Origin of the sequence: Dyella agri, from assembly GCF_044904705.1 — a bacterium.
Lineage (GTDB): Bacteria > Pseudomonadota > Gammaproteobacteria > Xanthomonadales > Rhodanobacteraceae > Rhodanobacter_A > Rhodanobacter_A agri.
Map to the genome: position 1 here is coordinate 22,539 of NZ_JADIKL010000008.1, position 24,257 is coordinate 46,795.

At 60.5% G+C, this 24,257-nt stretch carries 16 protein-coding genes; 10 read left to right on the top strand and 6 right to left on the bottom strand.

Annotation, left to right across the window (positions count from 1 at the left end; all coding sequences use genetic code 11):
- The first annotated feature begins 209 nt into the window (after positions 1 to 209).
- Positions 210 to 2,858 carry a M1 family metallopeptidase gene (locus ISP14_RS13860; protein WP_404540948.1) on the top strand — a complete coding sequence of 883 codons (2,649 nt, stop codon included), beginning with the start codon at positions 210 to 212 and terminating at the stop codon, positions 2,856 to 2,858.
- 222 nt (positions 2,859 to 3,080) lie between these two features.
- Here ISP14_RS13860 and ISP14_RS13865 read toward each other — a convergent pair whose 3' ends face one another.
- The 4 genes from ISP14_RS13865 to ovoA all read right to left on the bottom strand — a co-directional run bounded on the left by ISP14_RS13865 (position 3,081) and on the right by ovoA (position 7,675).
- Positions 3,081 to 3,485, bottom strand: a complete 405-nt coding sequence (locus ISP14_RS13865) for a hypothetical protein (protein ID WP_404540949.1) — start codon at positions 3,483 to 3,485, stop codon at positions 3,081 to 3,083.
- Entirely contained in the window at positions 3,478 to 4,002 is a 525-nt protein-coding gene (locus ISP14_RS13870; protein WP_404540951.1) for a hypothetical protein, read from the bottom strand. The genes ISP14_RS13865 and ISP14_RS13870 overlap by 8 nt, the downstream gene beginning before the upstream one ends.
- Positions 4,003 to 4,323: 321 nt before the next feature.
- Complete coding sequence (locus ISP14_RS13875) at positions 4,324 to 5,487, bottom strand: MalY/PatB family protein (RefSeq protein ID WP_404540952.1); 1,164 nt, start codon at positions 5,485 to 5,487, stop codon at positions 4,324 to 4,326.
- Positions 5,488 to 5,530: 43 nt separating this feature from the next.
- Positions 5,531 to 7,675, bottom strand: a complete 2,145-nt coding sequence (ovoA, locus tag ISP14_RS13880; protein WP_404540954.1) for a 5-histidylcysteine sulfoxide synthase — start codon at positions 7,673 to 7,675, stop codon at positions 5,531 to 5,533.
- Positions 7,676 to 8,674: 999 nt separating this feature from the next.
- On the opposite strand from ovoA, the gene ISP14_RS13885 reads away from it, so the two are divergent.
- From ISP14_RS13885 to ISP14_RS13910, 6 genes are all read left to right on the top strand, one after another.
- The gene (locus tag ISP14_RS13885) at positions 8,675 to 8,830 is read left to right on the top strand and encodes a hypothetical protein (protein WP_404540956.1); all 156 of its coding nucleotides are present in this window, start codon (positions 8,675 to 8,677) and stop codon (positions 8,828 to 8,830) included.
- Between the two features lie 595 nt (positions 8,831 to 9,425).
- The gene (locus ISP14_RS13890) at positions 9,426 to 11,459 is read left to right on the top strand and encodes a DUF6531 domain-containing protein (RefSeq protein ID WP_404541294.1); all 2,034 of its coding nucleotides are present in this window, start codon (positions 9,426 to 9,428) and stop codon (positions 11,457 to 11,459) included.
- A gap of 14 nt (positions 11,460 to 11,473) precedes the next feature.
- Positions 11,474 to 14,278 carry a hypothetical protein gene (locus tag ISP14_RS13895; protein WP_404540957.1) on the top strand — a complete coding sequence of 935 codons (2,805 nt, stop codon included), beginning with the start codon at positions 11,474 to 11,476 and terminating at the stop codon, positions 14,276 to 14,278.
- A gap of 14 nt (positions 14,279 to 14,292) precedes the next feature.
- Positions 14,293 to 16,605, top strand: coding sequence for an RHS repeat-associated core domain-containing protein (locus ISP14_RS13900; protein WP_404540958.1), 2,313 nt, complete (start codon positions 14,293 to 14,295; stop codon positions 16,603 to 16,605).
- On the top strand, positions 16,602 to 17,063 hold the full coding sequence (locus tag ISP14_RS13905; RefSeq protein ID WP_404540960.1) for a hypothetical protein: 462 nt from the start codon (positions 16,602 to 16,604) through the stop codon (positions 17,061 to 17,063). Before ISP14_RS13900 ends, ISP14_RS13905 begins: the two co-directional genes overlap by 4 nt.
- Before the next feature lie 3 nt (positions 17,064 to 17,066).
- The gene (locus ISP14_RS13910) at positions 17,067 to 17,612 is read left to right on the top strand and encodes a demethoxyubiquinone hydroxylase family protein (RefSeq protein WP_404540961.1); all 546 of its coding nucleotides are present in this window, start codon (positions 17,067 to 17,069) and stop codon (positions 17,610 to 17,612) included.
- Between the two features lie 56 nt (positions 17,613 to 17,668).
- On the opposite strand, the gene ISP14_RS13915 is transcribed toward ISP14_RS13910, so the two are convergent.
- Positions 17,669 to 18,634: a hypothetical protein gene (locus ISP14_RS13915; protein ID WP_404540962.1), complete on the bottom strand. Its 966-nt coding sequence runs from the start codon at positions 18,632 to 18,634 to the stop codon at positions 17,669 to 17,671.
- Between the two features lie 322 nt (positions 18,635 to 18,956).
- Between ISP14_RS13915 and ISP14_RS13920 the strand changes: the two genes are divergently transcribed.
- The 3 genes from ISP14_RS13920 to mobF are packed head-to-tail and all read left to right on the top strand — an operon-like array spanning position 18,957 to position 24,030.
- On the top strand, positions 18,957 to 19,346 hold the full coding sequence (locus ISP14_RS13920) for a hypothetical protein (RefSeq protein WP_404540964.1): 390 nt from the start codon (positions 18,957 to 18,959) through the stop codon (positions 19,344 to 19,346).
- 2 nt (positions 19,347 to 19,348) lie between these two features.
- Positions 19,349 to 21,154 carry a type IV secretion system DNA-binding domain-containing protein gene (locus ISP14_RS13925; protein ID WP_404540965.1) on the top strand — a complete coding sequence of 602 codons (1,806 nt, stop codon included), beginning with the start codon at positions 19,349 to 19,351 and terminating at the stop codon, positions 21,152 to 21,154.
- Complete coding sequence (mobF, locus tag ISP14_RS13930) at positions 21,154 to 24,030, top strand: MobF family relaxase (protein ID WP_404540966.1); 2,877 nt, start codon at positions 21,154 to 21,156, stop codon at positions 24,028 to 24,030. The genes ISP14_RS13925 and mobF overlap by 1 nt, the downstream gene beginning before the upstream one ends.
- Here the strand turns inward: mobF and ISP14_RS13935 are convergent.
- Positions 23,968 to 24,252, bottom strand: a complete 285-nt coding sequence (locus ISP14_RS13935) for a helix-turn-helix domain-containing protein (protein WP_404540968.1) — start codon at positions 24,250 to 24,252, stop codon at positions 23,968 to 23,970. The two genes, mobF and ISP14_RS13935, sit on opposite strands and share 63 nt — an antisense overlap.
- Positions 24,253 to 24,257: the final 5 nt, after the last annotated feature.

A 24,257-nucleotide genomic window follows, 5' to 3' on the forward strand; every position in this document is an offset into this window, starting at 1 on the left:
AAGGCAGCTCCGGTGGGGCCGAAAGGGGTGAACTGCGGCCTGAAGCCTGGACGCTGCACGGGGTCCGGGCATGACTTCCGGCGCTACCGGAGTGCGGCTGCGGGCGCGACCATGCCCGCCGGGAGAGCGTTTGCCTCGTTTCACCTGTCGCCCGTTCGACGGCGCCGCCCGGCGCCGCGGGCCATGCCCTGACCCAAGGAGAGGTTTTCATGCGCAAGACATTGGTATCCGCGATCGCGTTGGCGCTCGCCGTTTCCGCCGGCGGCGTGCTGGCGATGCCGGCGCAGCCGGCTGCCGCCGCGTCGTCGCTGACCCCCACCCAGCTGCCGCGTAGCGTGCGGCCCACGCACTACGACGTGGCGATCGTGCCGCATGCCGACAAGCTGAGCTTCGATGGCAAGGTGACGGTGGACGTGGAGGTGCTCAAGCCCACCGCCAGCATCACGCTGAATGCGCTGGGCATGACGTTCTCCTCGGCGACGCTGGCGCCGGCCACGGGCCACGCCGAAACCGCCAAGGTGTCGGTGGACGAAAAGGCGCAGACCGCCACCTTCGCCTTCGCCAAGCCGGTCGCCCCGGGCCGCTACAAGCTGGCGATGGACTACGTCGGCACGATCGGCACCCAGGCCAACGGCTTGTTCGCCATCGACTACCCCACGGAGTCCGGCCAGAAGCGCGCGCTGTTCACCCAGTTCGAGAATTCCGACGCGCGCCGCTTCATTCCCTCGTGGGACGAGCCGGCCTACAAGGCGCGCTTCGACCTCTCGGTCACCGTGCCCTCGAACGAGATGGCGGTGAGCAACATGCCGGTGGCCTCGAAGGCCGACATCGGCAACGGCATGGCGAAGGTGACCTTCCAGACCACGCCGAAGATGTCCACCTACCTGCTGTTCTTCGGCCTGGGCGATTTCGACCGTGTCACCACGAGCTCGGACGGTACCGAGATCGGCGTGATCATGCAGAAGGGCAAGGGCGCACAGGCGGCCTTCACGCTGGAGTCGGCCAAGGCGGTGTTGCACGACTACAACGAATATTTCGGCATCAAGTACCCGCTGCCCAAGCTGGACAATATCGCCGCGCCGGGCAGCAGCCAGTTCTTCTCGGCGATGGAGAACTGGGGTGGGATATTCACCTTCGAATACGCGATGCTGCTGGATCCGTCGTACTCCACCCAGGGCGACAAGATGGAGGTGTTCAACACCGCCGCACACGAAATGGCGCACCAGTGGTTCGGCGACCTGGTGACCATGAACTGGTGGGACAACCTGTGGCTCAACGAGGGTTTCGCCTCGTGGATGGCTTCGCGCGAGACGGAAAAGCGGCATCCGGAATGGAATGCCTCGCTCGACGCCGTGGGTGTGCGCGAAGGCGCGATGTCGCGCGACGCGGTAGCCACCACCCACCCGATCGTGCAGAAGATCGATACCGTGGAAGAAGCCAGCCAGGCCTTCGACACCATCACCTACTCGAAGGGCGAGGCGGTGATCCGCATGCTGGAGGCCTATGTCGGCCCCGAAGCCTGGCGCCAGGGCGTGCACAACTACCTGAAGGCCCATGCCTACGGCAACACGGTGTCCGACGATCTGTGGCATGCGATGGACGGCGTGGCCGGCGGCAAGCCGATCACCCAGGTCGCGCACGACTTCACCCTGCAGCCGGGCGTGCCGCTGATCAAGGTGGACTCGGCGATGTGCAGCAACGGCGAGACCATGGTCAAGTTCACGCAGGGCGAATTCACCAAGGATCGCCCGGACAAGCAGCCGCTGCGCTGGCACGTGCCGGTGATTGCGCAGGTGGTGGGCAACGCCGCATCCAGCACCCTGGTGGACGGCTCGGCCACGCTGAAGCTGAAGGGCTGCGGCCCGGTGCTGGTGAACGCGGGGCAGAGCGGCTACTACCGCACCTTGTACGCGCCGGCCCAGCTTGCCGCGCTGAAGCAGGACTTCGGCAAGCTCGCCGAGATCGACCAGCTCGGCCTGATGAGCGACACCTGGGCCGAAGGCATGGCCGGGCTGGAGCCGGTGTCGGACTTCCTCGACATGGCCAAGGCCACGCCGGCCAACGCCTCGCCGGAGATCTGGGCCGAGGTGGCCGGCAGCCTGGTCGGGCTGGACCAGTACTACCGCGGCGACAAAGCGCGGCAGGACCGTTTCCGCAGCTACGCGGTGGCGCAGCTCAAGCCGGTGTTCGCGCGCGTGGGCTGGGATGCCAAGCCGGACGAGAGCACCTCGGTCACCTTGCTGCGCACGCAGCTGATCGGCGCGCTGGCCGAACTGGGCGACCAGGACATGCTCAACGAGGTGCATCGCCGCTACGAGGCGCAGGCCACCGATCCCAAGGCAGTGCCAGCGGCATTGCGCAAGACCATCCTCAGCATCGTCGCGCAGCATGCTGACGCGGCCACCTGGGACAAGCTGCACGCCGAGGCCAAGGCCGAGAAGTCGCCGATGATCAAGGACCGCCTGTACGGCCTGCTGTCCATCGCCGAAGACAAGGCGCTGGGCCAGCGTGCGCTGGATCTGGCGTTGACCGATGAACCGGGCGCCACCAACAGCGCCGGCATGATCGGCGGCGTGGCCTACCACCATCCGGAGCTGGCCTACGACTTCGCCATGGCGCACCGCGCGCAGGTGGACAAGCTGGTGGACTCCACCTCCAGCAGCCGTTTCTACCCGGCGCTGGGCGGCAGTTCGTTCGACCCGGCGATGATCGACAAGATCAAGGCCTACGAGGCCACCGTCGCTCCGGGCGCGCGCCGTCCTGCGGACACCGTCATCGCCAACATCCAGTACCGCATGATGATCCGCAAGGATCGCCTGCCGGCGGTGGATGCGTGGCTGGCGAAGAACGGCGGCTGAGCGTCTCGGCAGGCAGGTGACACTACAAGGCCCCGCATGCGGGGCCTTGCTTTTGGTTCGCGGACAATAAATTTCAGTATCGCCCGGCTAGTATAAAAGCGTATGCTAATTCGTTACTAACGATTACTCATCCGGTATTGAAGCTGTGCGTTCGCTTTCGGTTGGAAGTGGACGCACAATGTTTGAATTCACCGGGCTGTGCAGGTTTGGCTGAATGAAGGGTTAGAGCACTAGCAGCAAATCACCGACTTGGGCGCCGTTAAGTTCCTTCAGCTGTTCGTCGCCTGGCTTAATTGATTCCGTGACAGTGTCTTGCGGACCAAGGAATCCAATCACCCCTCCGCCCCGAGAAGTGACCTTTTTGATTTCCTTTACATCAGATGATCTCTCAAACTCACAAGAGCGTGCTGACGAAATCTTTTCTTGAACATGGAAGACGCTAACCTTTCCGCGAACAATTTCGAGGCGCTCAAGCTCTTCTTGGGTGTCGGGGTCAATAATGACAGGGCCGATGCCAACAATTAAGAATTTATCACCATTATTTACTCCATGTTCACTGCCGCGATTCATGACAATCGTGAATCTGTCAGTCGTTGCAACAACTTTTCCAAAATAGCGATTAGACATTTGTGCTCTCCAGCGAACCCATTTGCTGTAGCGCTGTCACAGGAACGACAGGGCGGATGATAATGTTTCGTAATTCTTCCTGAGTTGAAGGTATTTTTGAAAGTACAGAATAGTCATTTTGAATTTTGACCTGAATTACCCTGTCTTGAATTAGGTGTACGACACCCAAGTACGCGAGCCTGTCAATTTCGTTCATCTGAGCATAGCAGCCGACGACTATGTTGTTTAGAAAGTTATCGTTGCGTCGAATGACAAATACTTGCTCTTCAGCGACATAACGAATCGGATGCTCATACGGCGGCGGCGGTCGTATTTCTTGGGATAGGTCAAAGATCACTTTCAAGAGAATCAGGGTCAGCGAAATTCCGATAAGCAAGGCTAATAGAAGCCACTTGACAGATAGTTGCTGATTGACATTGATGAAGATCGTGACGATGCCTGACATGAAGCCGACGACACCGATCATTATCGATGCGCCTGAAAGACTAAACAGTCCCTTTGTGATTCTTTCTTTCATATGCGCATTCGTCGATGGGATGAATGGTGTAATGCTTTAACTATCAAATATACGAACTAGCCTGTCCGAATTTACATCTCAGAGGGCGTAAAGAGAGTACTGTACATCTCGTTGTTGATGCTGAAGCTTATCTTTGCCACGTCCAGCTAACAACCAGACGCAATAACCGCACGAAGAAGCCCAGCCTTGGAGTGACCGTACTGAGCCGGCTTACGTCCTTCGGGTCTTACCCCCGCTCCGCCGGGACCGCAAGATCCGCCAGGGGGAGGGCGGCGGTTTCGGGTCGAAACCAGTCATTGGTCTAGGTCTAGGTAAGCAACGTCACTCCAGAGCCGCCTCGATTGTCTCCAGAGCAGTCTCGACATTGCGCCGCGGCGTGCCGATATTCATGCGCATGAAGCCGCTGCCGCCGGGGCCGAAGTCGGCGCCGGGATTCAGGCCGAGCTTGCAGCGGTGGACGAAGAAATCGCGCAGTGTGTCGTCGTCCATGCCGAGCGCCCGGCAGTCCAGCCACAGCAGGTAGCCGGCTTCGGGGGGCGCCAGGCGGATCGACGGGATGCGTGTGCGCAGGCGCTCGGCGAAGAAGTCGCGGGTGTAGGCGAGGTAGGCCAGCAATGCATCGAGCCAGCGATCGCCACCGCGCCAGGCGGCTTCGCCGGCGGCGACGGCGAAGGGATTGGCGTCGCCCAGATGCAAAGCCGCGACGGCCCTATGCAGCGCGTCGCGCTGGTCGTGGCGGGGAGCCACCATGACGGACAATCCCAGGCCTTGCAGGTTGAAGGTCTTGCCGGGCGAAAGCACGGCGATAATGCGGTCGTCGGCCTGCGCCAGTGTGAGCAATGGGTGGTAGCTGGCGCCGGCCAGCGCGAGGTCGCCGTGCACTTCGTCGGTGATGACGGTGAGTCCGTGGCGGCGTGCGATGCGCAGCACCTCCCCGAGTTCGTCCGGTGTCCACGCCTGGCCTATCGGGTTGTGCGGATTGCACAGCAGCAGCGCGCGTGCGCCGTTGCGGACCTGCTGTTCGAGTTGCGCGAGATCCATCGCGTAGCGGCCATCCGCTTCGCGCAGCGGGTTGTACAGCAACCGGCGGCCGGCATCTTCCACCGCGCGGAAGAAGCCGGGGTACACCGGCGGCTGCACGATCACCGCGTCGCCCACCGCGGTGCTGGCCTGTATCGCCGCAGACATCGACGCCAGCACGCCGGGGGCCAACACCAGCCATTCGCGCTCGACCCGCCAGCGATGGCGCCGCTGGCACCAGTCGATCAGCGCCTGATACAGACTTTCTGGATATAGCGTGTAGCCGTAGACCGGATGCCGCGCGCGGGCGACCACGGCCTCGCTCACGCAGGTCGGTACCGCGAAATCCATGTCGGCGACCCACAACGGACGGACCTCGCCGTTGCCGAATTTCTGCCGGCGGCCGTCGAACTTCAGCGCATGGCTGCCGCTGCGATCGACGGGCTGGTCGAAGTCCGGCGTCACGGCGAGGTTGATTCCTGCATCCTGCGTGGGGCGGTGGAAGGCATCATGCGCGCCGCCGCCACAAGGTCACCTCGGACAAGGTGTGCTGGAACTTGCGCCGTGTCTCGCGTATCACGAACGGCACCGCGCGCGGTTCGCCCAGCCGCTGGAAATGCACGCCGAGCACCGCGTCGAGGCCGTCCAGCGTGGTGAAGCTCTCGCCGTCCTTCTTGAAGCCGCCCAGCCAGTCCGCGCGCGGCGTGTGCTCGACGAGCCAGGTGTAAGGCGAGGTGATCATCAGCAGGCCGCCCGGATTCAGCCGTTCGTGGATGGCTTCGAGGAATTGCGTGGGGTTGTACAGGCGGTCGATCAGGTTGGCGGCGAGGATGAAGTCGTAACCGCTGAATTGCGGCTTGAGATTGCAGGCGTCGCCCTGGAAAAACTCCACCTTCGCGGCCGTGTCCGCCAGGCCCAGTTCGGCGAGGCTGCGCGACTTGTATTCGACCAGCTCGCCCTCGTCCTGCAGCAGGTAGCGCAGGCTGTCGCCGCGCGCCAGCGCCACGCCCTGGCCGATGAAGCGTGCGGAGAAATCCACGCCGGTGACCTGGCCGAAGTGGCGGGCCAGCTCGAAGCTGGCGCGGCCGGAGGCGCAGCCTAGGTCGAGCGCCTTGCGTTTCGGCGAGCCGCCGAGCGTGTCTATGGCCAGATCGACCAGTGCCTTCGAGAAATTCGGCACGCCGAAGTAGCTGTCGCCGTAGTGGAACTCGGCGTATTCGCTGAGCAGCTTGTCGGTTTCGTAATGCGAGGCGGGTGCGGGTTTCATGTTCTTGGACACCACGTAACGGAAGCCCGCGTGCTGGAAGAAGTGGCGGCGGAAGGCGTAGCGCGAAGCAGCCTCGGCCTCGTTGCCGGTGGCGATCCAGGAGCCGCCCTTCATCAAGTTGTGGCGGCCATCGAAGGTAGGGGTGGTGAAGTCGTCGTAGATCGGATGTACCTGGAAGCCTTCGAACGGATAGACCGGGGTTTCCGTCCATTGCCATGCGTTGCCGGCCACGTCGAAGAATTCGCCCTGCGCGAAGCGGTTCACCGGGCACGACGAGGCCCAGTGTGCGAGGTTGAGGTTGGCGTCCGGCGTTTCGCCGTCCGGTGCGCCGCGCCGGCTTTCAGCGTGGAGCCGATACCACTCGTCTTCGGTGGGCAGGCGCACCGGCTGGCCGCCGTGCGCCGATTTCCAGCGGCAGAAGGCCTTGGCTTCGTGGTAGTTCACCTCCGCTGGCCAGTCCCACGGCATCGGCACTTCGCCGGTCATCAGGCGCAGTTGCCAGCCCTCGGCCGAACGCCGCCAGAAGGTGGGATGGGCGGCCTTGGCGAATTCGCGCCAGCCGTTGCCTTCCTCTTCCCAGTAACCGGATTGGGCGTAGCCGCCGGCCTCGACGAAAGCCAGGAATTCCCGGTTGCTGACCAGGTGGCGGCTGGCCTCGAACGCCGGCACCTCGGCCACATGGCGGCCGTATTCGTTGTCCCAGCCGTAGACGGCGCTACCGATGTCGCGACCCAGCGCCACGCTGCCGGCCGGCACTTTCACCAGCGTGTTCTCCGGCGCCTCGCCGGTCTGCGTGCACGGCTGCCATGCAGGATGCGGTTTCACATAGGCCAGCTTGTGCTGGCGGATCAGCACCGAGGAGGTTTCCAGGTGGATGCGCTCGTGCTCGACACCCATGACGATGGCCCACCACGGGTTGTCCCAGCCTAGGGGGAGTTCCAGCGGCGCCTCGTCGATCAGACGGGTGACCAGGGCGCGCACTTTGTCGCGATAGGCCTGCACTTCGGCGATGCCAGGCCAGTCGTAGTGCGCCTCGTTGAGGTCGTCCCAGCCCATCTCGTCCACGCCCACCGCAAACACGGATTCGAGGCGCGGATCGATGCGCTTGTCGATCATCCGCGTCAGCAGCAGCTTGTTGACGAAGAATGTCGCGGTGTGGCCGTAGTAGAAGATCAGCGGATGGCGCAGCGTGATCGAGGGTTCGTACCAGGCCGCGTCGACGGCCAGTGTCTCGAACAGCGACTCGTAGCGGTCGAAGGTGCTGGTGAAATACTCGCGCAGCGTCGCGCGCAGGCGCGCGGGGTCGGTTTCGTGCAGGTCCGGCGTGCGCGGCAAGGGCGTGGTGGCGGTGCGGCGCGCGGGTTCGGCGAGCGTGGAAGCGTTCAAGGCGATACCTCTCGATCCCGGGGAGTGGGGCAGGCGCGGCCAAGTCCACATTCTGACACGTGTGCCGGCATGCAGCCTCCCACCAAGGCTAACCAAGAAATCGGTGCATGGTTCGCTGCATCACTGACAAGGCCTCGGCACTGCGGCCGGCAACTACCCATCCTGCAAGCGAGTCGCTATCCCTGCCAAGCTGGCAGACCCGCGGTGCCGCAGCGAGCTCATCGAGTCCCATTTCCAGGACGGCATCAGTGAGTTCCGGCTCGGCTGTACGGAGTTCACGCCAAACCACCAAGCAATCGGCACAGTACGCTTCGCGCGAAGTATTGGCGGCGTCAAGGGCAACTCGGAGTTTCTCATGCATGCGAGTCTCCGCAGCGGTGTTTTGTGACCGAAGAAACTACCGTGCGCGGGTCGCATCGAATGAGATGGGAGCATGAACGAAACTGAGGGTAGTAGCATCGCACCACGAGTGGATGACGCTCGGGTCGAATGAAGCGCCCATGCCTCCTCCGAATCGGAGTTTCGTGACGCTTGCCCGTTGACTCTAGCCTGCAGGCGGGATGATAGTGTGACGGTCATCCACCGAAGGCCGGCTTGCGATGACGCCGTCGAATCAGGGATGGAGAGTCACTGATGTCAAGGACGACTGGGGAAACAAAGACGTGCCGTAGCTCGTTCGCGGCAATCGGTTTCATGCCCGGCCGGCGAGCTGCCTCTGCTGGCTTGGCGCTCACTCCCTTCATACCCAGCGCCGACGCCTGCGCGGCCGGTGGCATGCGTTCGCCCCTCCTTTGCGCCATCGACCATAGTGGATCGATGGGCAGCGGTGCTCGTCCTTATCTGGTCATCGGCCGACTCGCACATGTAGGTGCGCCAACGGATTTGAGCTGCCAACGACAGCGCTACCGACGATGTGTTTCGTTAGTCCGATGGGTGACAGGTCAGTGCCAACGCCAAGGGCATTACCGCAATCGTCAATGAAATCAGGGGGGGCGATGTATGGGCACGGTGCTCAACGCGAGTGCAATCCGTAATCAGGACGCGAGCGGCAACCTGGCGCAAGGCACGGACGAGCTAGGTATCCAGCGTCAACCGGGCTACGACGCGCTCAACTATCTGGTCCAGATGATCGACAACCGCAACGGCACGAACTGACAGAGGCGTGGGCATGGATGTCGGCAACACCTTGAACGTGGCGCGCCGCAAGATTCGGCGTACTCAACTTGTGCCAAAGGAGGAAGGCATGCAGCCGGTTCATTCGACAACTGGATTCGCCGTGCAACGGTTTGTGTTCCTACTTATCTGCGTGTGCACCGGCTTTTTTGTCTGGCGGTCATCCTATGCCTCCGGATGCCCAGAGCGCGACGTTTCTCTACGGCAATGTCAAGCAGTAATAGCTACCTGGCCGTATGGTCCAGCCTCTGCATGGGGTGCGACCTGGAGCCGCTGGGAGCCCTGTGTCGATCAGCCTCCAACTCCGACATTGGCCGGTTGGGTCAAATTGTATTATGACTATCAAGATGCAAACGGCAATTGGGTCAGCCTCCGTCCAGAGGACAATCCCGACGATGAATATGGCTACAACTGCCCATCAACTTATATCAAGCCAACATACAATCCGGTAAAAAATCTAGGCGACGGTGGCACCTGCGCCGGCACTTGCAGTGGTGGTGTCGGAGAACACGGAGCTTCGAGCGCCAGTGGTGTAGGCGGAGGCGTGGCCTCGCACTCATCTGCGCATTCGCCTTTAATGGTAGATGACCCCATTAATGTAGCCACCGGAGATACTTACTTACAGGATGATGATTACATCGATCCGGTAGGGTGGCTGACCTTTAGGCGGTTCTATAATAACGATGCATATACAGGGGTGTCGGCGGCGGGTATTCAATGGCGTCACAGCTTTGATCGCTTGCTAGGGTTTTCCGTTGTCAACGGACAGAACCAAATCACCCTTTTTCGCCCTGACGGCCGTCAAGAGTTTTTCACCCAGATCAATGGGCAGTGGACGGCGGATCCGGATAGCCCGGATCGCCTGACCGAGACCGACAATGCGCAGGGCAGCGCCACAAGCTATACGGTCTTCATCGCCGCACTACGCCAGTTCGAAACCTACAGCGCCAACTACGGCCAGTTGCAGAGCATCGTTGACGTAACGGGTCGCGGAGTTGGGCTTAGCTACAGCGGCTCGCAGACCCCCACCAGTGTCGCGCCCCATACCGGCTTATTGCTGAAGGTCACGGACTCGCAGGGACGCCAGCTAAATTTCACCTACGACAGCAACGGTTACCTGCGCCAGACGATCTTGCCCGATGGGCAGGCACTGACCTATAGCCACGACTCGAATGGAAACCTGACGTCAGTAGCGTACCCCGACACGACCACGCGTCAGTACGTATACAACGAGTCCTCCTTGAACGGAGGGACCAGCCAGCCTTACGCCATGACTGGTATCGTGGATGAGGCCAATGTTCGTTATGAAAGCACCGCCTTCAACAGCGCGGGCCAGGCCATCTCGGTAAGCGCTGCCGGTAACGCGGGAACCACGCAGGTTACCTACAACAGCGACGGCACATCCACGGTGAAGTATCCGCTGGGTGCCAGCATCACGATGGGGTTTGCCGTCGTCAACGGTGTGGTCAAGGCGGCCTCGATCAATCAGCCCTGCGGCGCACAATGCGGGCTGTACTGGACGAACCGAACCTTTGATGCGCAGGGCAATCCGGCCTCGTCGACCGATTTCAACGGCAACGTCACCAAGACTACCTACGACGCCAACGGCTTGCTCGATCAGCAGATCGACGCTTCCGGCACACCGAACCAGCGCACCACCAACACCACCTGGAACTCGACCCTGCGCGTGCCGCTGACGCGCACGGTGCTGGACGCCAATAACACCGCCGTCAGCTCCACCCAGTGGGTCTACAACGCCGCCGGCCAGACCCAGGCGCGCTGCGAGATCGATCCCGCCAACAGTGCTGCCTCGGGCTACGCCTGCAGCGCCAGCGGCACGGTACCTGCCGGTGTGCGCCGCTGGACCTACACCTACTGCACCGCCGTCGATACCACGCAATGCCCTCTCGTCGGCCTGCTGTTGACCGCCACCGGCCCGCGCACCGATCTGACGCAGACCACCAGCTACAGCTATTACATGAGCGCCAGCGCCGTGAGCTGCGGCACGCCCGGTGCAGCCTGCCACCAGCCCGGCGACCTCTATCAGGTCACCGATGCTCTGGGCCACGTCACCACCATCGCCTCCTACGACGCCGATGGCCGCACCACCCGGGAGACCGACGCCAACGGCATCAACACCGATCTGACCTACACGCCCCGCGGCTGGCTCGCCAGCCGTACGGTCGGTGGTGCGCAAACGTCCTTCAGCTACACGCCCTATGGCGCGGTGTCCTCGGTGACCGATCCGGATGGGATCACGACCAGCTACGGCTACGACGCCGCCCATCGCCTCACCAAGATCACCGATGCCCAAGGCAACTACCTGCAATACACGCTGGACGCGGCCGGCAACAAGACAGCCGAGCAGGTGTTCGACAGCAGCGGCACAGCGCACAAGAGCCTCAGTCGCACTTTCAACCCGCTGGGCCAGCTGACCACGGTGGTGGATGGCTTGAGCCACACGGTGTTCAACGCCAGTGCGGCCGGCAGCTACGACGCCAACGGCAATCTGGTGCAGAGCAGCGATGGGCTGGGCATCCAGCGGCAGTCGAGCTACGACGCGCTCGACCGCCTGGTACAGACGATCGACAACTACAACGGTACCAACTGATAGGAGGCAGGGACATGGATGCCGACAGCAATCAGAACATGATTAGCTACTACGACGAAGCGAATAGCGATCGCGGCACCCCCTTTTTCCTCGCAGGCCGCCACACTCGTATCGTCAAATTGATACGGCTCGTCATTATCTGCGTCGTAGGCGCTGCACGAATGTATCGAGGCAGCGCATCTAGTGCCGACAACCAAGGGGCGCTAAGGCGGTTGGCATCAATGTTTAAAAATGGCGCGAAAAAGCCCCTCGCTCTGAGAACAAATGCTGTCGACCGAGGCGGCGCACCCGTCTTCTGCACGGGCGCGCACCTGAGTTTACGGGCTTACGTGCTTCTACCCCTATTGATCGTAATCAATCTGCTGACAGGCATTGCGCAAGCACAACACGCTCCCATCGTTTTTTACAACGCGCCAAATTGGACACCTGATTACCTGAACACTAGATACGCTACGCCGCTCGAAGGTTTTTTGATTCCGTGGAACTCGAATGTGCCGCATTGCTATAACGGACAACTTGCTTGGGCTTTTGATGGGATGTTTGTCCAGCATGTATCAGGATATGAAGATGGTGATTTTTATGGTGCGAATTACCTTGACATGAATGAGTCTGACTGTTCGCTATACGGTGGGCCATATTTGCTTGGTTCCAGTGTGCGCAGATACGCTTACTGCCCAAATATCGATCAGTATGGAAACAATGCAGACCACTGGGGGTATGCGCCTGACCAATTCCAGAATGGTCTGTGCCCTCCAGGCATCGTTGATCCCGACAAAAATCGCGGATTACCGAGCTGCCCGTGCAAGTTGAAAGGTGATCCTATCAACCCTGGTACAGGTAATAAATTCGAGTTGGTCGACATTTATCGTGGATCAGGGGTATTTCCACTAGATTTTTCCATTGCGTACAACAGTCAAAACGGCAATAGCAGTATCCAGGCGCCCGCTGAGCTAGTCCTAGGCGCGCACCGAGTACACGGCTATCTACGCATCATTCGATTGTTTGACAATGGGGTCGCTGCGACCGCCTACGCGCTGCGCCCGGATGGGAAAGTCCTTGGGTTCAATCGAAATGGGACAAGTTGGATCGCTGATGCCGATGTCAGCGACACGCTTGCGGCAAGCTACGCCGCCGACGGGTCCATTGCCGGATGGACGTACACCACTGGAAATGGCGGCCAAGAGTCGTACAACAGCGCCGGGCAGCTCATTGCGCTGATCACCCGGGGTGGCCTCACCCAGACACTGGCCTACAACTCCAGCGGCACTTTGGCCTCGGTGACCGACCCGGAGGGCAGGTCACTGATCTTTTCGTACGACACCAGTGGGCGCATTGCCACCATGCAGGCCTCGGATGGGTTGAGCTACAGCTTCGCGTACGATGCGAACAACAATCTCAAAACCATCACTTACCCGGATTCAAGCGTTCTGACGCTGGTGTACGGAGAGAATAGCGCGGGCATCAATGACCTGACCGGGGTGATCGACGAAAGCGGCAATCGCGTTGATACAACGCAGTATGACGCCAATGACCGGGCGACCTCCGCCTCTGGACCCGGTGGCATCGGCCAAACCAGCTTGGTCTATGACATCTTGAGCGTCGGGGAACTCATTGAGTATGTCACGGATCCACTTGGCAAGTTGGAAAAGTCCTCGACGGAATATCTCCTGGGCACCGTGCGGCCATTGACCGTTATTGAATCCTGCACGGGCTGCACCACGGTGTCGAAGCAGTACAGCTACGACAGCCACGGCTATCTGGCCTCTTCTACTGACTTCAACGGCAACGTCACCAAGACTACCTACGACGCCAACGGCTTGCTCGATCAGCAGATCGACGCTTCCGGCACACCGAACCAGCGCACCACCAACACCACCTGGAACTCGACCCTGCGCGTACCGCTGACGCGCACGGTGCTGGACGCCAATAACACCACCGTCAGCTCCACCCAGTGGGTCTACAACGCCGCCGGCCAGACCCAGGCGCGCTGCGAGATCGACCCGACCAACAGTGCCGCCACGGGCTACGCCTGCAGCGCCACCGGTACGGTGCCTGCTGGTGTACGCCGCTGGACCTACACCTACTGCACCGCCGTCGATACCACGCAGTGTCCGCTGGTCGGCCTGCTGCTGACCGCCACCGGCCCACGCACTGACCTGACCCAGACCACCAGCTACAGCTACTACCTGGACAGCGCGACCAGCGGTTGCCCGACGCCGGGCGGCGCCTGCCACCAGCCCGGCGACCTGCACACCGTTACCGATCCTGCCGGCCACGTCACCACCATCGCTTCCTACGACGCCGATGGCCGCATCACCCGGGAGACCGACGCCAACGGCATAAACACCGATCTCACCTACACGCCCCGTGGCTGGCTCGCCAGCCGTACGGTCGGTGGCGCACAAACGTCCTTCGGCTACACGCCCTATGGCGCGGTGTCCTCGGTGACTGATCCGGATGGGGTGATCACCAGCTACGGTTACGACGCCGCCCACCGTCTGGTGAAGATCACCGATGCCCAAGGCAACTACCTGCAATACACGCTGGACGCGGCCGGCAACAAGACGGCCGAGCAGGTGTTCGACAGCGGCGGCACAGCGCACAAGAGTCTCAACCGTACCTTCAACCCGTTGGGCCAGCTGACCACGGTGGTCGATGGCCTCAGCCACACGGTGTTCAACGCCAGTGCGGCCGGCAGCTACGACGCCAACGGCAACCTGGTACAGAGCGGCGACGGGCTGGGTATCCAACGGCAGTCGAGCTACGACGCACTCGACCGCCTGGTACAGACGATCGACAACTACAACGGAACGAACTGACAGGGTGCATGGACATGGACCAAGGACACGTCGCAATGAATGCCTCAGCAGCCGTGAAAGAGATCCCGCCCCTGCGTCGCAGCAGGCCAATCGCTGCAAGGAAGCCGCTTGTCGGCGCGCTGCTGGGTCTGGCGATGCTCGCGAGCGCTGCACCCCTGCTCGCGCAGACCGCCAACACCACCACGAAATACACCTACGATGCCCTGGATCGCCCCACCCAGGTGACCGATCCCAGTGGCCTCAACACGACCTACCAATACGACGGCCTGTCCAACCCGACAGGGCTCACCAGCCCCGATACCGGGGTTACAGCACGGACCTACGATGCCGCCGGCAACGTACTCACCGCCACCGATGCCAAGGGCGTCCTCGTTACCTACACCTACGATGCGCAGGACCGCCGCCTGAGTGCGAGCTATGCCGACAATACCCAGAACATCGCGTACCACTACGACGAGGCCAACAGCGTCACCGGCTGCAGCAGCTCCTACCCGATCGGCCACCTGTCCCGTATCGTCGAGACCGCCGTCACTACGGTGTACTGCTACGACGCCCAGGGCCGGGTGATCGAGAAACAGCAGATCACCGGCGCCACCACCGACACCACCGGCTACGCCTACACCGCCGCCGGCCGGTTGAGCGGGATGGTGTACCCCAGCGGCACGCTGACCACCTATACCCGCGACAGCGACGGGCGCATCCAGGGCCTCAGCGTCACGCCGCCCAACGGCACCGCCAGCACCGCCGTCAGCAGCGTCACCTATCAGCCGTTCGGCCCGGTCAGCGGCTACACACTGGGCAACGGCCAGGCCGTCACCCGGGCCTACGACGCCAACTACCGGCTGACCGATCTCACGAGCCCAGCGTTCAACCTGCATTTTGCTCGCGATGCGATGGGCGATATCACGGCACTGGGTAATGCGCCGGGCGCCAACCCGGCGACGGAGACGTACAACTACGATCCGCTGTATCGACTCACCGGCATCACCGACACCGGCGCCGCGCTCGAAACCTACACTTACAACCCGACCGGCGATCGGCTGAGCAAGACAGCGCCGGGTCTGGCCACAGGCACTTATCTCTACACCACCGGCACACATCAGATCGCCAGCATCGGTAACGCTGCCCAAGCCAATGACGCCGACGGCAACACCACAGGTAGTGTCATCGGCGGTAATACGTACGGCTTCGGATACAACGAGCGCAATCGCCTGACAGTGGTGCAACTCAATGGCCAGACGGTCGGCAACTACACGTACAGCGCCCTGGGCGAGCGTATCGGCAAAGTAGCAAGCTTCCCGCAGGCCGTGACTGAGCGTTACGCCTACAACGAAGCTGGCCAGCTGATCGGCGAGTACGGCACCACCAACAGGGACTACATCTGGCTGGGTGGCCTGCCGGTGGCCGTGGTCGACAACACCATCAATGGCAGCGTTACGACCAGCACAGTCAACTATGTGACTGCTGATCAGCTGGGTACGCCGAGAGTAGTGGCAAACAGTGCCGGCACCGTGATCTGGCAGCTGCCTTATGTAGGGAATCCCTTCGGGGAGCACCAGCCGACGTCGACGACGGGTTACGTGCTCAATCTAAGATTCCCCGGCCAGTACTACGATGCGGAGTCGGGATTGGTACATAACGGTTTTCGGGACTACTGCCCGGCGTGTGGGCGGTACATCCAGAGTGATCCGGTTGGATTAGCGGCAGGCATGTCGACGTATGCCTACACTGGATCTAGTCCTTTGAATGCGAGTGACAGACTGGGGCTGTCCTGTAGTGCAGCTGGGGGTACCGTTACATGCGCGGCGCCAGGGGGGCCAACCGTTAGCTTCCCGCAGCCGGCAGGATGGCCAACTACGATCAATTCAAGCTCCGAAAACTATCATGCTTACGACGTTCCAGTGAGTACGGGCGGAGCAGATGCAGGCGCGATTACACAGCAAATTATCAATAACCCCACACCTGGCTCACCTAGCGCAGCCACGGCAGGCGGAACCTATAACGACGCAACTCCGACAGCCTTTCAAGACCTCTCTAATTTTCTGGACGGGATAGGGGACGGGGCTGGTGGTGGCTATAACAATAGCCCAGTGATGTCTTACGTTACCGTAGATCCTGCGACAGGAAATACTGTAGTTGTGAACGTCACCCTTCCAGGTCACCCTCTGTTTCCTGGATACGTAGCTCGGGAGGTTTGTGGTGGCGTTGTTCATAACTTCGGCGAGGGCACGAGTTCGTTGCAATCTCCGAGTAGTCCTTTTGCAAATGATATAAACAATGTCTGGATTCAACAGACGCAAAATCTAATCAATAATGTCAGTAAATGAACAGCCAGGCCAAAACCATGAAAAAGTTTCTTGCGACATTTACGGCATTCATTTGTGCGTCGATCACGCCAATTTTTATTGAGGAGGCCTTTTCCAGATCATCTGCAGGAATTTATTTCGTTGTTGTTGTTGTGCTCCTGCACATCCTCGTTCTTGCACTACCGTTATTTTTTCTTCTCTCATGGCTTGGTAAGGTCAACTTTTGGTCCGTACTGTTGTCGGGTTTTGCAATAGGGTTGATACCTTTTGCGACATTTTCCTGGCCTATGGGTAAGTCAACGACCGCTTCCTATACGCATTGGAACGGATCTGCCATGGTGACGTCTCTTTCCAATGGGCAGGTCACGTCAGAAGGATGGAGGGAATACGTCCTCAACGTCGTAGAAGTTGGGGCCATCGGGTTGATCGCGGCTTTGGTTTTTTGGCTAGTCTTCCGATCATTGCAAAAGACCAAGTGATCTGTGAACTTTTCAGAAGGATTGCCGATAGCCGAAAAAGGCCTTGCCGATCGCATCATCAAGGTCAACCACGCCGGAGAGCATGGCGCGGTTAATATCTATGCTGGGCAAATTCTCATGGCTCGGCTTACTGCGCGCGATATGCTCAGTGAGCTCGCTGAATTTCGGTCGCACGAGCAAAGGCACAGGAGCATTTTCTATGCCGAGTTGCAGCGTCGAGGGCGATCACGCTGCCGCAGCTATTGGCTTTGTGGCTTCGGTGGTTATCTGCTCGGCTTATTTACCGGCCTTCTCGGCCGCAGCGCCATTGCGGCCACCACTGTTGCGGTTGAGAGCGTCGTGCTTAAGCACTTGGAGCAGCAACTAATTGCCCTCGGTGGAAGCGATAGCGCTGCCATTGTTGCGATTTCCGCAATTGTTTCGGAGGAGCGACAACACCGCGACCAATCCCAAAGGCATCTTAAAGCTGGTCAATTTTGGTCAGTGGTACTAACGCCCATCGTGTCAGTATCCACTGAAGCAGTCATTTGGCTTGGTATGCGGCCATAGGACGTCAAGAGTTCTCCAAATCCTGACAGGCAGCAATCAATCACGACCGGATCTAGCTAGGATTTTCCGAACGTGGTCGGCCACCGTTCGGAGGAGACATTGCGAATCTCATTGATCGCCATGCGATCGATCCCCAACTCATCCAGCAGTCCTTTGTACAACGCACGAGCTTCCAACAGGTAGTCAAATGCACCGGGCGTCTCATCGAACAGCTCATTTTCGTCAAAGTTGTGCGCCACTTGCTCAAGGCTGAATTTATCTTCGTCGTCGAAGAATAGACTCAGCAGCCCGCCTACCAGGTTTCGGTAATAGCGAAAGGTTGGCGACATAAAAAACTCATGGCGCATGCAGTAGACAAGCCCCCACAGCGCCAAGGTTGAGGATACCAGATCCAACGCCCATGTCGGTAACATGAAATCGGCCATGCATCGCTGATCGAAGGCCATTCGGTAGAGAAAGGACGCGACGCTCGCTGGGGCAAATACATCGTAGGCGAGCCTCGCCTCACTGGAGACGAGCACGCGATGCTTGAGGCGACCATGTTTGGCTGGCTCTGAGAATATTCGCAATTCACCCGACGGGCCCGGACGCCATTGTTGATGAAGTTCCGTGAGCACTCTCATCGAGTGGCGTTCGCGTTCTTCAAGCCATTCTTCTTCCGTCGCTCCCGCGCAGTAGCCAGCGGCATCGATCGCTGCGAAGTGCTGATGAATTGCGCTATCGAAGGCAGTGCCATCGATTAGTGCGGTCATCGCGCCATTGCGCTTCCCAAAGCGCTCATTTACGACGCGATCCAGTACGGGGAGATGCTGTGGCTGCATGCGGTGCTTGCAGTCCCACCACGACGTCCAAGTGCCACGACCGATTGCATGAAATTTCTCCAGCAAGACCTCAGATACAAGGCTTGCCTGGTGGAACTGGGGGTCGTGCTCAGGCCCTAGCAACTCCGCTTTCACGATGTTTAGCGCTGCCCGGGTTCTGAGCTGCCAGGAAGGCAACAGTGTGGCGTATTTCTTTTGCATAGCGCTGTACGAAAACTCCCCGCAAATTTGCTTCGAAATCTGGCTGCGCCCCCGGTAAGCCCTCCCTAGGCTGCGATGCCATGGATGACCGGATCGGGAGCAGTGTCGTGGCGAATGATGATCGTGGGCAAGTCTTAGGTTGTGTCAGTGGACGGAGTTCGGAAGCGTTTCGCGCTGTAGTTCACCCCCTTTTTATAGCTACACACCCCTCGCACGGTGTGTGCAGAGCGGGCGCGGCTTTGCGCCGCTCCCAGATCGTTCCCCGCATCGTTGGTTACAGCCGCGATCTTGACGGTACATGCATTTGCCGCGGGAGCGCATCGTGACCGAGAAGACTCGTAAACGGGACCTGCGAACCCGTGTCACTTACGTCATCCACGAGCGAGTGCGTACTTACGCTGCGGCGCATCAAGTGACGGTCTATCAAGCAACTGAGCGTCTGGTTCTGCTGGGCCTCGACTGGACCGGTGCACCGACCAAGGACGCGGATATCGCGTTGCCAGAGTCCATCGGCCAGCTCGCCGCACGAATCGACGTGCTAGCCGCGCTCGCTGATCGCGCTCTGTTTGGAGCGTTCGTGGCCTACACCTACGCCCGATATGCCGCCCTTGAGAGCCTCACCGGCGACGCCCGACAGACCCGCGATCGCGAGTTGCTGGAGGCCGGCCAGGAAACTTATCACCGCCAACGCACCCAGGCACTGGAGAGTTGATTATGCAGCGTCGCAACCGCTCCGATCTGACGGTCGGCATTCAAAGTATCAGGGCACGCGTCTGGAACGCCGGCAAGAACTGCATGGCTTTGCTCATCATCTGGCTGGTCGTCTGGCTGACAATCTGGTGGACCTTCGCCAAGGCTGATACGACGCAGGGTGAGCGTTACGCGACCGGTAAATGGGCGCAGTCATGCGTGCTAGCGAGGGCGTTGTTCTTTTCGCCCCATTTCAAAATCGCATATGTCGCTGACCGGCCGTACCAAATCGATGCGCACGCACTGTGCGAGTGGCCCGAACTGGCGGAGGTGGCGTCAGGAACCTGGGTCAAGGTAAGGCGCCGTATGGACCTCAGTGCCTATGCTTCCACCGTCATCGTCGCGCTGCTAGCGCTAGGCATTCGCATTCTGGGTGCTCGGCTGCGTGGTGATCACATTTTACGCGGTGGTGAATTGGTGCACTCGAAGGATCTTCGTCTCGAACTGCGTCGTCGCCGCATGGCATCCACGCTGCTGCGCATAGGTGACGTGCCATTGGTTGCCGGCAGCGAAACTCAGCACGTGGCATTGCTAGGTACGACGGGCACGGGAAAGACGGTGCTGTTGCACAGCCTACTGGATCAGATGGGACGTGCGGCACCCTTAGTGGTGTACGACACCAAAGGCGACCTGCTGGCCGTTCACTGCGATCCAACCCGCGACGTCATTCTTAACCCACTTGACTTGCGATGCCCGGCATGGACACCGTGGAACGAAATCGAGACTCCCGCTGATGCATGGCTTGTCGCTGAAGCATGGCTCCCGGTGCGTGCAAGCGCTCAGGACCCATTCTGGTCGGAGGCGTCACGGCAGCTATTCGCAGACATTCTGACATGTGCACCGGTTGACACCCGGACAAATGCAGAGCTGTTCAGACTGTGCACGCAAGCGACAAACGAGGAGCTACGGAGACTGCTTGCTGGAACTCCATCGGGCAGGCTATTTGCCGATGATGCAGCGGAACGCATGCGCGAATCTGTGCGTAGCACCCTCGCCATGGGTCTGCGGGCGCTGCAGTTCCTCGATTCGTCTGCCAGGGCTGGCGATGGGTTTTCGATGAGACGCTTTGTTCGAAATGCCGTCGCCGAGGGCAGCGGCTGCCGAGTGTTTCTAGGCTGCCCGCCGCAGCAGGCTGCTGCCATCACACCGCTAATCGCTGTGTTGATCGAGTCCGCTGCTGCCGCCCTCATGGCGTTAGGACCGAACCGAGACCGGCGTGTTGGTTTCATCGTGGACGAGTTTCCCACGCTCCCGCCAATGAGCTATGTGCAACGTCTCATGGCCGAAGGGCGCGCATATGGCGCCATGGTGATGCTCGCTGCACAGACGCACGCGCAAATCCGCAAGACCTACGGTACGGAGTCCGCCGACACCATCACATCGCTATGCTCCACCCATGTCGTTTTTCGGATTAATGACCCGGAGAGTGCCGAGCGAGCGTCCAAGCTATTTGGGGAAGCCGAGTACGACGAATCACGCGAATCAGACACACACGGCAAATCGGGTGCCACTGCCAACCTGGGCAGCAACCGCGTGATTCGACGCGCAGTACTCGCCAGCGAAGTGTTGACTCTGCCAAATCTGTATTGCTACGTGAAGCTGTCCGGCGATCTGCCGGTAACGCTTGTCCAGCTTAAGCCTCACGACCGTCCGGAAGTGACTGCACCGTTGCAGGCTCGTCCCAATGACCAAACCGTGTACCGACCCGGACTGACGCAGCTTACCGCTGCGGAGGAAGTTCATATTGAAGCCGACAGAGGGTTGCTCTAATGCTCTCCCTGCGCGCGCACACCTCAGCGGCTGCCGTACTGAGTTACTACAAAGTTGCCGACTACTATCTCGGTGGCGAAAGCGCCGCGAGTGGGAAGGACGCTGCTGTTTGGATCGGCGATGGTGCACAGCGTCTGGGTCTGGACGGCGCCGTCGGGCGCACTGAGTTCGAGCGGCTGCTAGTCGGCAAACTTCCCGATGGAACCCAGCTCGGCACCTACCGTGACGGCCAGTTGGAACACCGACCCAGCTGGGATCTGACGTTTTCCGCACCCAAATCCGTTTCCGTCATGGCGCTGGTTGGCGGAGATTCGCGGCTGTTCGCTGCCCATGACGCTGCCGTCGGTGCCGCGCTTCGCTACGTGGAATCCAGCGTTGCGGAAACGCGCATCCGTGAAAACGGTGACGTGCGCAATGAAGCCACCGGCAATCTCATCATTGCGTCACTGCGCGAAGAAACCAGTCGGGCGGCTGACCCCCAGTTGCACACGCATAACGTCGTCATTAACGCCACGCAGTCCGCCGATGGGCAGTGGCGTTCGCTCGACGGTTACCAATTTTTCCAGGCACAGCGGGAAGTCGGTCAGATTTACCGCAACGAATTGGCGCTGCGTTGCGCCGAACTCGGCTATGGCATCAGCCAGGGCAAGGACGGAACCTTTGAACTATCCGGCGTGCCTCAACGAGTCATTCAGGCATTCAGCTCGCGCTCGGCAGCCATTGAAGACGCGCTTGCCGCGAAAGGACTGACGCGAGAGACCGCGACCAGTGCACAGAAGGATACGGTCACACTCGAAACGCGTGAGCGCAAATCCGAACTCGGTTCTGAGCAACTGCGAGGCAATTGGCATGAACGTGCCGCGCAGCTGGGTTTTGACGCCCGCGCACTTGCGGCCACCACGCGTGGCCTAGACACGGCACAGATGAGACGCGGTCGCAACGATGCGTCGGCGGCGCTGGCGGTGGAATCCGCGATCGCCAAGCTGGCCGAACGCGAGGCGGTTTTCTCCCAGCGCACACTGCGCCAGGTTGCCTTGGAAACCGCCGTCGGCAAGGCCGGTCTTGCCGACGTGGAACGCGCCGTGGTCTTGGCAGAGTCACGGCAGGACCTCATCCCACGAAACTTCAATCACGATGGACGCATGCAGGCCGGCTATACGACGCGCCAGGGCATGGACACCGAAACACGCATGCTGGCGGCCGAGCTGCGCGGTCGCGGCCAAGCGACGCCGTTTTTTTCATCGGACGTGGCGCATCGAACCGTCGCGCTGGATGAGCTGCGTAGCGGCAGAACTTGGACCCAAGGGCAGCGGCTCGCCACGGCGGCGATTCTGACCAGCGACCACCAGGTCCACGCCTTGCAGGGTTATGCGGGGACGGCCAAAACCACGACCGTGGTTCGTACCGTTGCATATGCCGCCAGCCAACAGGGCTACGACATTATTGCCATGGCGCCGACTGCGTCAGCGGCCGAGACGCTGGGCAGTGCCATTGGTCGCCATGCGGTCACGGTCAGCCGCCATCTGTCCGGGCCGGACTCGAACCCACCAGGCACTCGCCAACTTTGGATCGTGGACGAAGCATCGCTATTGTCCGCGAACCAGACCGCGAAGCTTCTCGAAGAAGCCTCGCAATCCGGCGCACGTGTGCTGCTGATCGGTGACGTGCAGCAGCTCGGCAGCGTGGATGCAGGGGCCGCGTTTCGCCAGTTACAGGAGGATGGTATGCGTACCGCGGTGCTGGACGAGATCGTGCGGCAGACCAACAGTCACGCCATGGAATCGGTTTATGCCGCTATAAGGGGCGACGCCAAAGCGGCATTGGCGGCCATCGAACGCGGGGGCGGTGTGGTGCTGGAGCGGCCCGACATCGGAGACCGGCACGTTGCCATGGCTCGCGACTACGTCGCGCTGTCGCCGGAGGAACGCAGCAAAACATTGTTGCTCGACCCCAGCCGCGAGGGTCGCGAACAACTGACGGTTGCTGTGCGTGAGTTGCTCAAACGCGATAGCACGTTGTCTGGCCCAGCAGTCCGTATCGAGACGCTGGAAGACAAGCGTCTGACCCGCGAAGACGCCAAGCAGGCTTTCAACTACGAAGTCGGCGATCGCGTCCGCTTTCGGCGTGACTTCGCCGCCGGTGTGCAGCGAGGTGTGTATTACCGTGTTGCAGCCGTGGATGTGCAGGCGGGCGCCATCACATTAACGGATGGTTCGGGGCGGACGGTGGAATGGAACCCCGCGAAGTGGGGAAATTCCACCGTTGAAGCTTATGCCGTCACTCGCCGCGAACTCATGGCGGGCGACCGCATTGCCTGGACGCGTAATGACGCCACGCAGGGGCGCGTCAATGGTCACTCCGCGCAAGTGATTGCCGTCGCCGACGATGGCCGCGCCATCATCCGCGACCATCGAGGAGTTCGTACGGTAGACCTTGGCCAGGAAGCCAATCGGCACTTCCGCCACGCTTACGTCAGTACGGTACACGCCGCTCAAGGTCGCACTGCTGACCGCGTCATGGTCAATGCCGAAAGCTTCCGCACCAATCTGCTCAACGAACGCAGCTTCTATGTCGCGATCAGTCGCGCGCGCTCGGATATTCGCATCTACACCGACGACCGGAAGGAGCTGATTCGGAATATCGAAGAGCGCACCGGCGAGAAAGCGACCGCGCTACTGCAAGAAGATCGATCGATGGCGAGGCGCGACGTACTTCAAGGGGTAGAAGTCGCCCCGGACGGGCGCAGAAATGAAGCCTCGAAGAGCTTGACCCGTGAGGGAGGGTTCAGTCGATGGGCAGCACAGTCGCAGCTCCTATTTCCGTCGGCCTGCCGATTTCGCCAAGGGACCGAGGAAAGTCTGAATTGTCACGCCTAAGCTATTGGCCATCGCCGGCAGCATGGAAATCTGCAGCCGAATGCGGCCCACCTCGTAGTGCCCCACCGTTTTCTGGGACAGGCCCAGCTCATCGGCGAGCTGCTGCTGCGTCATATCGCGCGCAGTTCTCAGCTCAGCGATACGTCTTCCCAGCGATTTATAGAAATCTTCCTCGTCTGGCGTCACTGCTAGAAGCCCTGAATGCGGTGCAGCCATGAGCATAGCCG

What these genes read in the sequence shown, in the direction of transcription:
- ISP14_RS13860 (WP_404540948.1), top strand. Translation starts at nt 210, where the DNA reads ATGCGCAAGACATTGGTATCCGCGATCGCGTTGGCGCTCGCCGTTTCC.
- ISP14_RS13865 (WP_404540949.1), bottom strand. Translation starts at nt 3,485, where the DNA reads ATGTCTAATCGCTATTTTGGAAAAGTTGTTGCAACGACTGACAGATTC.
- ISP14_RS13870 (WP_404540951.1), bottom strand. Translation starts at nt 4,002, where the DNA reads ATGAAAGAAAGAATCACAAAGGGACTGTTTAGTCTTTCAGGCGCATCG.
- ISP14_RS13885 (WP_404540956.1), top strand. Translation starts at nt 8,675, where the DNA reads ATGGGCACGGTGCTCAACGCGAGTGCAATCCGTAATCAGGACGCGAGC.
- ISP14_RS13890 (WP_404541294.1), top strand. Translation starts at nt 9,426, where the DNA reads ATGGTAGATGACCCCATTAATGTAGCCACCGGAGATACTTACTTACAG.
- ISP14_RS13895 (WP_404540957.1), top strand. Translation starts at nt 11,474, where the DNA reads ATGGATGCCGACAGCAATCAGAACATGATTAGCTACTACGACGAAGCG.
- ISP14_RS13900 (WP_404540958.1), top strand. Translation starts at nt 14,293, where the DNA reads ATGGACCAAGGACACGTCGCAATGAATGCCTCAGCAGCCGTGAAAGAG.
- ISP14_RS13905 (WP_404540960.1), top strand. Translation starts at nt 16,602, where the DNA reads ATGAACAGCCAGGCCAAAACCATGAAAAAGTTTCTTGCGACATTTACG.
- ISP14_RS13915 (WP_404540962.1), bottom strand. Translation starts at nt 18,634, where the DNA reads ATGCAAAAGAAATACGCCACACTGTTGCCTTCCTGGCAGCTCAGAACC.
- ISP14_RS13925 (WP_404540965.1), top strand. Translation starts at nt 19,349, where the DNA reads ATGCAGCGTCGCAACCGCTCCGATCTGACGGTCGGCATTCAAAGTATC.
- mobF (WP_404540966.1), top strand. Translation starts at nt 21,154, where the DNA reads ATGCTCTCCCTGCGCGCGCACACCTCAGCGGCTGCCGTACTGAGTTAC.
- ISP14_RS13935 (WP_404540968.1), bottom strand. Translation starts at nt 24,252, where the DNA reads ATGCTCATGGCTGCACCGCATTCAGGGCTTCTAGCAGTGACGCCAGAC.